Origin of the sequence: Okeania sp. SIO3B5, from assembly GCF_010692555.1 — a bacterium.
Lineage (GTDB): Bacteria > Cyanobacteriota > Cyanobacteriia > Cyanobacteriales > Microcoleaceae > Okeania.
In genome coordinates this window covers 1-12,098 of the sequence record NZ_JAAHHG010000299.1, presented here as the reverse complement: position 1 = coordinate 12,098, position 12,098 = coordinate 1, and the positions used below count along the sequence as shown (strand labels likewise).

The 12,098-nt window shown below is 36.1% G+C and carries 5 protein-coding genes; 1 reads left to right on the top strand and 4 read right to left on the bottom strand.

Annotated elements, in window-relative coordinates; translation table 11 throughout:
* Window positions 1-692: 692 nt before the first annotated feature.
* The 4 genes from F6K54_RS29225 to F6K54_RS29210 form a co-directional block, all read right to left on the bottom strand.
* On the bottom strand, window positions 693-1,529 hold the full coding sequence (locus F6K54_RS29225; RefSeq protein WP_293085617.1) for a hypothetical protein: 837 nt from the start codon (window positions 1,527-1,529) through the stop codon (window positions 693-695).
* Window positions 1,530-1,964: 435 nt separating this feature from the next.
* Window positions 1,965-5,177, bottom strand: coding sequence for a DEAD/DEAH box helicase (locus F6K54_RS29220; RefSeq protein ID WP_293085614.1), 3,213 nt, complete (start codon window positions 5,175-5,177; stop codon window positions 1,965-1,967).
* 1,410 nt (window positions 5,178-6,587) lie between these two features.
* Entirely contained in the window at window positions 6,588-7,154 is a 567-nt protein-coding gene (locus F6K54_RS29215) for a TIGR00730 family Rossman fold protein (RefSeq protein WP_293085611.1), read from the bottom strand.
* A gap of 4 nt (window positions 7,155-7,158) precedes the next feature.
* Window positions 7,159-8,490, bottom strand: coding sequence for a hypothetical protein (locus F6K54_RS29210; protein ID WP_293085608.1), 1,332 nt, complete (start codon window positions 8,488-8,490; stop codon window positions 7,159-7,161).
* Between the two features lie 657 nt (window positions 8,491-9,147).
* Here F6K54_RS29210 and F6K54_RS29205 point away from each other — a divergent pair.
* Entirely contained in the window at window positions 9,148-11,298 is a 2,151-nt protein-coding gene (locus F6K54_RS29205; RefSeq protein ID WP_293085605.1) for a polyribonucleotide nucleotidyltransferase, read from the top strand.
* Window positions 11,299-12,098: the final 800 nt, after the last annotated feature.

Genomic DNA, 12,098 nt, shown 5'->3' with positions numbered 1-12,098 from the left:
CTATATTCATTTAAAACTTGTCCTTAAGCACAAGGTATTATTGCTGAAGTCCGCAGTTCCTCCGGAGGAGGCTAGCTGAAGTCCGCAGTTCCTCCGGTAGGAGGCTGGCTAATAGCTGAATGCTTACACCAATAGAATAACTCAGTTACAATTATTAAGTTTGTGTGGAGTAATTATTATGCAAGAATGGAACTGTTAATTTAGCAATAGTAATTAGGGTTTGCGCTCAAAAGTCTTTACCACAAAATGTAGCAAACGAAGAAGGAGACAGGACACAGGAGACAGGAGACAGAATTTTAGAAGAAAATCATAGTTGTCATGATCAAGTACACGATCAAACAAGTATTTATGCGTAAATTTTTTACTCGGAATTTGATGAACGAAAAAAGTAATTGAGATGATTTGCATACTATAAATATCTACCAAGCTACAGATTTATATACTACCTTTAATGATACGCTCTTGAAGTGCTGAATGTAGGTCAAAAAGTTAGTATTTTAGGCGCATAGTTGGGCAGAATAATCTTGGGACAAAACTTAGCTCCTACCTTCTCGCTCCCGAACCATTTCTCCTGTCTTCCCCTCCCCTCCTGGGAGGGGCTAGGGGTGCGTTGTCTCCTGTCTCCTACTCTTACCCATAAGACTTTTTCAGCAAACCCTAATTATTAATTATTAATTATTAATTATTAATTATTAATTATCTTGTCCCTGGTTTAAGGCGGTTATTACTGCCTGCTGACTAATATTTTGATAAATTTTCTTAAAATAATCCTCGATAATATTGGCAGATGTACCTAAAGGAAGAGGTCCTAAAACATCTAAAACTGTCTCATTACTTGGGGGCGGTGTAATTACTACTAGGGATGAATCTAGCTTTTGTTTGTATTCCCAAAAATGTTCAAAATTTATAGATTCTTGAATTGCTGAAATTGAAGATTTTTGTGTTTTTTCTGCTGTGATTTTTTCTGTAATTATGGAATTTTCTTCTTGACTTTGACCGCGTTTTTGTCGAAGAACTTCTAATATTTTTTCTTTGCTACGACCGCGCAATTGAAATAATAAAAATGGATCGTCACTAAAGCGATCGCCTAATATATAATAAACTGCTGCAATATGTTTACAAACTCTTTTTGGGTCTGGGCAGTCACATTTAGCATGGATGTCGTCTAAGGTAAATGGAAATAATCTTAAACCATTAGCAGCAAAAACTTCTTCTATATTTTGAGGCATTTCTCCTGCTAATAATTTGGCAGTGAAAATTGCTCTTTGTGACATTGTTTCAATGACATAATTCCAGTCTTCATCGCTAAAAGTATCTAGCCATAATGATTGTTTATAAGGTTCTGGAGCTGTTCCTTGAACTTGGGAAATAATTTCTTTGTCTTTAAATTCTATACTAAGAACATTTCCTTGTCTGGCATAATTTCTTGCTCTTTCTAATCGCTTTTTAAATCGATAAGAATTTAACAAGTCTATCCATTGTTGAGTCCACCATTCTTTATCGTTTTGTGAGTTGTTGTAGTTAGTCATTTTTTTATTAAGAAGTTAAGAAGGAAGAAGGAAGAAGGAAGAAGGAAGAAGTTAACCCTCAAATTTGATGAGTAAGTAGGAAGTAAGAAGGAATAAAGAATCAGTTAAACCTCAAATTCGATAACTGGCTAAGTACTTATGCTATATATGTGGGTAAATCTCAATGCAAGAATAAAGCCAAAAATTTATTGTTTTTAGGCAACAGGAAATAGGCAACAAGTAACAGGCAACAGACAACAAGGAATAGGAAATACATAGGAAAAAAGTATTTTTGCACATCAGAGATACACCCATATATATCTACTATATAGATCGTTTTCATTATTCATTATTAATTATTAATTATTCATTATTCATTATTCATTGTATTTTTGCACATCAGAGATGCGACCATATATATCTACTATATAGATCGTTTTCATTATTAATTATTAATTATTCATTATTCATTATTCCTGAATCTTCTTCAATTACTTTATTTCTATCAAGTATTAATAAATTTCTCAACTGGTCTGTATCTAGTTCAGTTAACCATTGTTCGCCTGCACCTACTACTTGTTCTGCTAGTTCTTTTTTACTTTCAATTAAGTCATGTATTTTCTCTTCTAAAGTTCCGGTACAGACAAATTTATGTACCTGAACATTCCGGGTTTGACCAATTCTAAATACCCGGTCTGTAGCCTGATTTTCTACTGCTGGATTCCACCATCTATCAAAGTGAAAAACATGATTAGCACGAGTTAAATTTAAACCAGTACCTCCCGCTTTTAAAGAAAGAATCATTACTGGTGGGCCTTGAGGGTCTTGTTGGAATCTGTCTACCATTTCTTCTCTTTGATTTTTGCGAGTTGCTCCATATAAAAATGATACTTCTGTGCCTAATTTTTCTTGCAAATAAGTTTGTAAAACTTTTCCCCATTCAGCAAATTGAGTAAAAATAATCGCCCTTTCTGTTTCTGAAATTATTTCTTCTAACATCGCAAATAAACGTTGCAATTTTCCTGAATTTTTATCGCTAATTTCTACTTTTTTCCTACTACCTTTTTTGATTTGTAGAAGTACGGGATGGTTACAAAGTTGTTTGAGTTTTACCAATAGGGCTAAAATTTTACCTCTCCGCTGAATACCATCAGCAGCTTCAATCTCTGCTAAAGAAGTTTCAACTATATCTTGATAAAGTTTTGCTTGTTCATTTGCTAATGGGCAAAAGATAGTATTTTCTTGTTTTTCTGGTAAGTCTTGAATAATATCTTTATCAGTTTTGAGCCGACGTAAAATAAATGGTTGAACCAGAGAACGCAAAGTTTGTAATGAATTTGTATCCCCATATTTTTCAATAGGAATAGCAAAGCGACGTTGGAAAAATTGTTTTTTTCCTAAATATCCAGGGTTCAAAAAATCTAAAATTGACCATAATTCTGAAAGGCGATTTTCTACGGGAGTTCCTGTTAAACCAATTCTAAAGGATGCTTCTAATTTTCTCGCAGCTTGAGATTGTTTTGCCTCTGGATTTTTGATATTTTGAGCTTCATCAACTATTACTGCCTGCCATTTTATTGTCTGTAATATTTTTTCATCTCGATACAATAAAGCGTAACTGGTAATTACTAAATGTTTGTCTTTAACTACTTTGAAAAACTCTTTACCTTTGGCACGTTTATCGCCGTGATGTACTATTACTTTTAAGGTTGGTCCGAATTTTTTAACTTCCCTTTCCCAGTTCCCTAATACTGAAGTAGGACACACTAATAATGTAGGTGCTTCTAGTAATTCTTGTTCTTGTTGATTGAGAAGAAAGGCTATTGTTTGAATGGTCTTACCGAGACCCATATCATCTGCCAAACAAGCACCCAAACCCCAACGTTCCAAAAATGTTAACCAACTTACGCCTCGTGCTTGATAAGGACGTAATTCCCCATGAAAATTCTTCGGAGTTGGAATTTCCTCTAAGGAACGATTATTCGTCAAAGTGTCCAGAAGTTCCTGAAGTTGACCACCAGCTTCAAAATTAACGACGGGTAACTTTTCCATAACTTGAGTGTCTCCGGTGGCCAATCGCAAAGCATCTTCTAAAGATAAGGCCATTTCGTCTTGACGACTGGCAAAGAAATTTTGGGCTGCCCGCACATCTTGGGGTTGTAGTTCCACCCACTCGCCGTTAATTTCTACTAAGGGACTATCTTTTGCTACTAATTTATTAAATTCGGCCTTGGTTAATTTCTGACCTCCAATAGACAATTCCCACTGAAAATTGAGGAGACTTTTTAAGCCTAGTCTTTCAGTTTTTTTAATTCTTGGAGCTTGGGCACAAATACTTAAACCTAAGCGAGAAGCCCATCCTTCTCTATTAGCTAAACTAGGTGGTAAAATCACTCCTAAACCACTATCTGTAAATCGCCAACTCCCACTTTTAATAAACGCATAAGCTTGGTGTGGAGTTAATTGGCAATTTTGGGGAGTTGCTTGTTGTAAACTAGGTTCAATAGTTGGATAAATTCTTGATGCTAAACCCAAGCCACTTAGCAGTGTTTCTTGAGGAAATTTAATTGTTCTTCCTTGATAGTTGAAACTTGCTACAGGATTTTTCCAAATTGTATTGGCATCGACTAAAAATTCTGGGTCATCTATTGCTTGAAGACAATATTCTAGAGTCCAGTTTTTGGAGTTTTGGGATGGTGAGTGAAGATGAAAACAGGTAATAAATTGATTTTCTGTAGTTTGATATTGTTGGAGTGGGGATTGCCAATTATCGAGTATTTTTCTAATTTGCTGCGTTTCTTTAGTAGAAGGTAATTTTAAAGCTGATGTTTCTGATAAGGATTTTAACCATTGTTTAATTGCGGGATTTAATGAGGCAATTTCTGTTTGAGATATTTCTGATGATATTTGTCTAATTTGTGCGTCTATTGTTTTTTGCAAGAAATCTTGGAGTAGTTCTTGACTTGCTCTAATATTTGGTAATTTTGAAGTATTATTTTTGGGGATAATTTGTAAATTTTCTAAGGAATCTAAGGAAATAGTTGACTGCCAATCTAGTTGATATGTGCGACAAACAAGAGGCATTTGTAGGGTAAAATTTTTCAGTCGATTTTGGTCTGTAGAACTATCAAGTAAGGGTTGCCAAATAGCAAAATTTTGTTCATTTGATTGTTGTTCAATAGTTGGTAAAAATTTACATCTTGCTAATAAGTCAAGACTCCATCTAGCAACATGAGACCAAAATATTAAATCTGCTCCAATGAAAGATTCCGTGATGTTGCCCAGAGGAAAAGAGCGTAAAAATTCTATTGTTTGTATAGGGTTTAGGCAAATTCCTTCTATTTGCCAGGGATAAAGATATAACTTTTCTGTGGTTTCAGAGAAATTAGCCGCAGAATGAAGTGGGTATAGTTTTTGGCTAGATTCTAATGATTTTGTGGGAAGAGCTAAAGTTTGGTTTGTTGTGATTTTCTGATTTTTTAAAGAAATATCGGTCTTTTCCTGGAATAGCTTCAAAAGTTCATTTCCAGTTATTGCATAAGGATTACTAATTATTTTTCCTACTTCACCAGCGTCATCTTCTGTAATTCTGCGCCAAATTTCTCCCCAAATAAAGAAATAACTATCTTGTTCAGACTGAGCAAACCAAAAACCATGTAAAATCGCCATATTAAATATCTATCAAAAAGGTTATATTTCAACAATTAATAATTAATAATTAATAATTAATAATTACTTCTCCTTTTCAAGGGGAGGATTGACTAATAATGAAAATTTTTTCTTGTTTCTCCTTTAAAGGAGAGGCTTTAAACCTTAATTAGGGCTTGCTGATTAAATATAAAAGTCTTTATAGACAAAGGTTTTAGGCTTTTTAGGTAGTGAAAAAGTACCCCTGAACTCCCCTAAGAATGCTCAAAAATTGAGTATTTGGGTAAGAATTTGGTAGACTTGGGCCTGGGATAATTTTTCCTTTGTATGTCTTCTACAACCCCTGATTCCTCTTTACTCTTCACTACTCCCTACTCCCTACTCCCTACTCCCTGTCGAGCTCAAAAAGACTTATTCAGCAAGCCCTAATTATGCGGAGCTAACAGCTAGCTCGCAGTCAGCTAGCCTCCTCCGGAGGAACTAGGTTAACAGCAATTAGTAATTATTGATTACTTCTAAGGTTTAGGAAGGAGATTTTAACAGTAATTTTTATTCTGTCTCAATTTATCAATTATTTTTACCTTCCCCAAAATTAATAGCTGAAGTCCGCAGTTCCTCCGTAAGAGGCTAGCTAATAGCTGACGGCTGTTTGCGCAGCATTCCGCAGGAAATACTTACGGTTATATTTTGATCTAGACAGTGCAAAGTTCTTGAAATAACTATTGCTAGCTAAGGCTTTCAGCGATCTAAAGGTTAAAAACTCTTTATTCAGAGTTGTAAGTACTGTAAGGCTTTTACAGTAATACTTTCAGCCTTCAAAGCAAATTATTTTTGGGAAGAACTTTGTACTCTCCAGTTTTGATTACTAATCTTTTCTAATCAAAATCTTTGAACAATAAAATTTAACAATAAAAAACGGCATCCGAATTAAAATAACTGGATGCAAACTTCATCATTCGCGATGAAAGGTAAGTAGGGTTATTATAGCGGTTTATCTGGAGTAAAATTCTAGAGATATTAGAAGAGTTGGAAAATTTCACTACTCATCTCCTCTGTTTGAGTGCTTCAGGAAATGAAAAAAACTATTATACCAAATTCATGCAAAGGTAGTTACATCTTAATTTGTGATTTATTCCTAAAAGAAAAAATCATAAATTCCATAAATTCTAAATTTTTCACTTTTTTTCCTCTTTAATATTTATGTTTTTCTTTACCCTGTTGCCTTTCGGAGCTGTTGCCTTTCGGAGCTGTGTCGTTCTGTAAATGCTAAATTGCATATATCTTTAAAATAAAACATAAAATCAATTATCGTACAAAAATTATCAGTTATTTTTTCCCTATTTCCTCTCTCCTGTAAATGTCCAATGCCTTTTTTCCTATCTGGCAAGCTTGAGATCCATATTTTACTTTCTTTTTTGTGTAAGTCCTGACTCAATTATTTTTTTTAATTCCACCTTTTCTCCTCTGTTCAACGAGTAGCTGTATTACCCTGGAAACATCATTACAGATATATAAGTTATCCATGGTAGCCTGTTGGGTAAATCCCATGGCGAATGATTTTTTAATAAAAGCTATTAACAAGTCATAGTAACTATCAATATTTAAAAGATATACCTTTTTGCAGTGAATACCGATTTGTCCCCAGGTCAATTGTTCAAAAAATTCCTCCCAGGTACCTACTGCTCCAGGAAGAGTGACAAAAGCATCAGCTTTCTTTTCCATTTCACTTTTTCTCTCATGCATAGAATCAGTTATTTGTAACTCTGTAAGTCCCTTATGAACGATTTCATATTTTATGAGTTCCCTGGGCAGTACACCATATACCTGACCCCCGCTAGATAGAGATCCGTCAGCAACAGCTCCCATAAGTCCAACATTAGCCCCGCCATAGACCAGACCAAATCCATTTTTTGCCAGCTCTTCGCCTAGTTGGTAGGCAGCTCTTTTAATAATTTCAGAGGTTCCCGCAGAGGAACCGCAATAGACACAAATATTCATAGTATTATTCTATTCTTTCAAAATGATTTTCCCATGTCGCTCTATTTTTTACCAGAGCGAGCATGGTTAATTCATGCCAATAGAGATATTTATCATGGTATAGCTGCTGTTCAAGTCCATGGTTTCTTTTTAACATATCTATCCAGCGGGTATCACGGCTCACTTCCCGCAAATCAAGGGGAACTTTTTTTGATACTCCCAACTTAAAAGGAAATAAATGTGACTGTTTTAAATATTCATCTATTTTTCTAGCACAAAGAGAGCTATAGAGAATGATTAATATCCCATGTCTACTGAGTTTTTTATGACCATAAGTAACCAATACATCTTTGATTACCTTAGTTCCAGAGTATGGATTATAATCTAGTACATCATATTCTGGAATATAAGGAGGATTTGTCAAAAGAATATCAATACTATTGTCCGGAATATTTTTCAGACTATCTTCATCTAAAGTAATATTAAATTGAATCTGGTTATCCGATATGTGTAAATCAGAAATTGTTCTTTTTATATTGATTATTGCCACTTTCCGGGCTTTCTCAGATGCGTCACTCCCTAAAATTGTGGGGTTATTATTATGAAACTTGCCGATCATAGAACATAGTAAAAATCCTGTTCCAGTACCTACCTCAAAAATGGTTTTAACTGATTTACAAAAAGTTTCATTGGTATAAATAGTTTTATGTAACGAATAATTATAGTATACTGTATCAATGGCAGGACCAAAAACAGTGCGCTCATCACAGGATATCCATGTGCCTAAATGACCAATGATTCTTTTGTCTTTTCCTTTCTTGATAAGATCTTCAATAATAGTAAGCTTGCCGGTGGTTAATGAGTCAAAGTCCCTGATTGAACAGATCAGCTTTGGGTCAGGAATACGACCAATATAGAGGTAATCACCCTGGGGTGAGCCGAAAGTAAATTCGAGTAGATCGATATACCGGATATCATCTGATATTTTTATTATGAGCGCTACATCCTGAATTGTCTTTTTTAATTCCGCTGTTATCTCAAAAGGAAATCCTTCTTTGAACAGTGTGATAAAGTCATAACATATTGTGCTATCTTGCCCGCGTTCTTTCCAGGTGTCAATGAGTATTTTATAAAGCTGGCTTTGCTCCTTGCCATGAAAAATCAGTACTTTGTAAAGACAAAAATAGTTATTAGTATAATCAGGCGCGAGACTAATGGCGGTTACAATATCATCATATAACCTATTAAAATCAGAATTTATGTTCAGCTTGGTGTAAACTGTGTCCAAAATTAAATCGGCAACCTGCCGTTTATTACCAGAATCATTTGTCTGGCTATTAGATGATAGGTGCGTCATATTTTTTTTCTTATGTGTAATACTTGTATTACTTGTTATTTAGTTTGGCAGTTATGATATCCTGTTAGCCGATTTGCTCCCAGCATTAATGTGTTGAAACATAGTATTTACCACTCGTAGAAATCTTGACAAATATACCTAAAGGTAGACACAATTAGACATCTACGTTTGTAATCTTAGTCCAAAGGTCTAAAACGGAGCGGGATAAACGGCAATCCCTCTATTCCCTCAAAAGCATTGGGAATTACTTTTCTGGCTATGTTCATGCTTCCATTGATATCAGCATTAGACATCTCCAATAATAAAAAATCAAATCAATTATCGCACAAAAATTATCAATTCTTCCCCTCCACCGGAGGGGCGAGGGGTGGGTTCCCTACTCCCTACTCCCTACTCCCTACTCCCTATGCATGGAGGAGATGTCTATTTATTATTCTACCAGTGGAAGTTTTGTATAAACCACGTTTGACTCGTTTACCACTAAAAACAGCTAAGGAGTGTCAGTCAACTACTAGACTTCAAAAAACTTCTGACTTCTGACTTCTAACTTCTGACTTCTGACTTCTGACTTCTGACTTCTAACAATTGCCCCAGTAACAATGTTACGATTTCCACAGAAGTGAAAGAATAATATGATTAGAGAAGGAAAAAAACTGGATGGAAGAGATAGACAAATCCATATCCTTTGATGGACGGGATATTAGACTAAAAGTTGGTTTATTTGCGCCTCAAGCTGGTGGTGCCGTGATGATAGAGTCAGGAGACACAGCGGTGTTAGTGACGGCCACCACTGCCCCAGGTAGAGAAGGAATAGATTTCCTACCTCTTTTGGTGGACTATGAAGAAAGACTCTACGCTGGTGGTAAAATTCCAGGTGGTTTTTTGCGTAGGGAAGGTCGCCCACCAGAAAAGGTAACACTGACTGGTCGTTTGATTGATAGGCCGCTACGCCCTTTATTTCCAAGCTGGTTGCGTAATGATATTCAAATTGTGGCCACAACTTTGTCTATGGATGAAGAAGTGCCACCAGATGTGCTAGCTGTGACGGGTGCTTCTGTAGCAGTATTACTAGCTCAATTACCATTTTATGGCCCAATGGCGGCAGTACGGGTAGGTTTGGTAGGAGACGATTTTATTATTAATCCAACTTACCGTGAAGTCAAAAATGGCGATTTAGATTTGGTTGTTGCTGGGTCTCCCCAAGGGGTGATTATGGTAGAAGCAGGAGCAAATCAGTTACCGGAACAAGATATTATTGAGGCAATTGATTTTGGTTATGAAGCAGTTTGTGACCTTATTCAAGCTCAACGAGAAATTATTGCGGAAATGGGTATTGAACTGGTTGAGTCGGAAGCTCCGGAAGTAGACCCAACTTTGGAAGAGTATATCAAAGACAAGGCAACAGATTCTATCAAACAGATATTATCTGAATATGACCTGGATAAAAATCAGCGCGATGAAAAACTCGATGCCATCAAAGAGTCTATTGCAGAAGCGATCGCTGAACTACCTGAAGAGGAACCAGTAAAAGTATTCATTGAATCAGACGGTATGGCATTAGGGAACGTCTTTAAGGGCGTCACCAAAAAGCTGATGCGTAAACAAATTATTGATGAAGGCATCCGAGTTGATGGTCGTAAATTGGATGAAGTTCGTCCTGTTTCTTGTCGGGTAGGAGTTTTGCCACCACGAGTCCACGGTAGTTCTCTATTTAATCGAGGTTTGACTCAAGTAATGTCTGCGGTAACTCTGGGAACTCCTGGTGATGCTCAAGAATTAGCAGATGACTTACATCCACAGGACGAAAAACGTTATTTGCACCACTATAATTTCCCTCCTTTTTCTGTAGGAGAAACCAAACCATTACGATCGCCTGGTCGTCGTGAAATAGGTCACGGTGCCCTAGCTGAACGTGCTTTGAACCCAGTCATACCAACAGCGGATATTTTTCCCTATGTTATTCGAGTGGTTTCAGAAGTGCTTTCTTCAAATGGTTCAACTTCTATGGGTTCCGTTTGTGCTTCGACTTTGGGTTTAATGGATGCTGGTGTTCCGATTACGAAACCTGTAAGTGGAGCAGCTATGGGTTTAATTAAAGAAGAAGATGAAGTTCGTATCCTCACAGATATTCAAGGTATAGAAGATTTCTTGGGTGATATGGACTTCAAAGTTGCTGGTACTGATAGCGGTATTACAGCTTTGCAGATGGATATGAAAATTACAGGTTTGCCTCTAACAGTAATTTCTGATGCAATTCATCAAGCTAAACCTGCACGGTTACATATTTTGGAGAAGATGCTTGGTACTATCGATCAAGCTCGTCCAGATATGTCACCTTTTGCACCACGACTGTTAACATTTAAGATTAGTCCAGACATGATTGGTTTAGTTATTGGGCCTGGTGGTAAAACTATTAAGGGTATTACTGAGGAAACGGGTGTCAAAATTGATATTGATGATGATGGCACGGTGACTATTGCAGCAACTGATGGCGAAAAGGCTAAACAAGCTTGCAATATTATTCAGGGTATGACCAAGAAACTGAATGCTGGGGATGTTTATGTTGGTCGTGTGACTCGAATTATTCCTATTGGTGCTTTTGTGGAAGTGTTTCCAGGAAAGGAAGGAATGGTTCATATATCTCAAATTGCAGATTATCGTGTTGGTAAAGTTGAAGATGAGTTAGCAGTTGGAGATGAAGTAATTGTTAAGGTACGAGAAATTGATGCTAAGGGTAGGGTGAATTTAACTCGTTTGAATATTCATCCAGATGAAGCTGCTGCTGCTCGTGCTAATGCAATGCAATGAGTTCTTGAATAGGGTTTTCTGAATAAGTCTTTTGGTAAGGGTAGGAGTCAACCCACCCCTAACCCCTCCTAGGAGGGGAAGTCAGGAGTCAGGAGTCAGGAGGGATGGGAGTTATAGAGGAGGTAGTCGGAAAAATAATCTGTTAATTTTTCTGTCCTAGTGAGCCTTTTCTGCTAACTTTTTGAACCTTTTTGACCTCAAAGCTGGCACTTTTTCCAGCCCTAAAAATGCTAAAAGCTAATAGCTAGTTAAGGATAGTTACAAGTCAAAAGTCAAACGTCAGAAATGGGGATTCAACAATTAATAATTAACAATTAATAATTAATAATTAATAATTACCTATACTTGAAAAGAAGAGGATTTGCTCAAAATAAAAATCTTCTTGTTTCTCCTTTAAATAAGAGGGCTTAAAACTTAATTATTCGGTAATTATTATGTTGTTTTTGTGTCGATAGAAAATTTAATTTTTTCTGTGGAAATATCCCATTAACTGGCACACTTTTGACTTGGTAAGTAGCTTGGTCAATAATTAATAATTAATAGTTAATAATTAATAATTAATAATTAACAATTACCTATTCTTTTCAAGGAGAGGATTGACACTTAAGGAAATTTTTTTCTTTTTTCTCCTTTAAAGGAGAGGCTTTAACCCACATTCCGCACCACAAAATGTAGCAACCGAAGGAGGAGTCAGGAGACAGGAGACAGGAGACAGAATTTGAGAAGAAAATCATAGCTATCGCGATCGAGTACACGATCAAGTAAGTATTTATGCGTAAATTTTTTACTCAGAATTTGAT

Coding starts and splice junctions, on each gene's coding strand:
- F6K54_RS29220 (WP_293085614.1), bottom strand. CDS start 5,177: ATGGCGATTTTACATGGTTTTTGGTTTGCTCAGTCTGAACAAGATAGT.
- F6K54_RS29215 (WP_293085611.1), bottom strand. CDS start 7,154: ATGAATATTTGTGTCTATTGCGGTTCCTCTGCGGGAACCTCTGAAATT.
- F6K54_RS29225 (WP_293085617.1), bottom strand. CDS start 1,529: ATGACTAACTACAACAACTCACAAAACGATAAAGAATGGTGGACTCAA.
- F6K54_RS29205 (WP_293085605.1), top strand. CDS start 9,148: ATGGAAGAGATAGACAAATCCATATCCTTTGATGGACGGGATATTAGA.
- F6K54_RS29210 (WP_293085608.1), bottom strand. CDS start 8,490: ATGACGCACCTATCATCTAATAGCCAGACAAATGATTCTGGTAATAAA.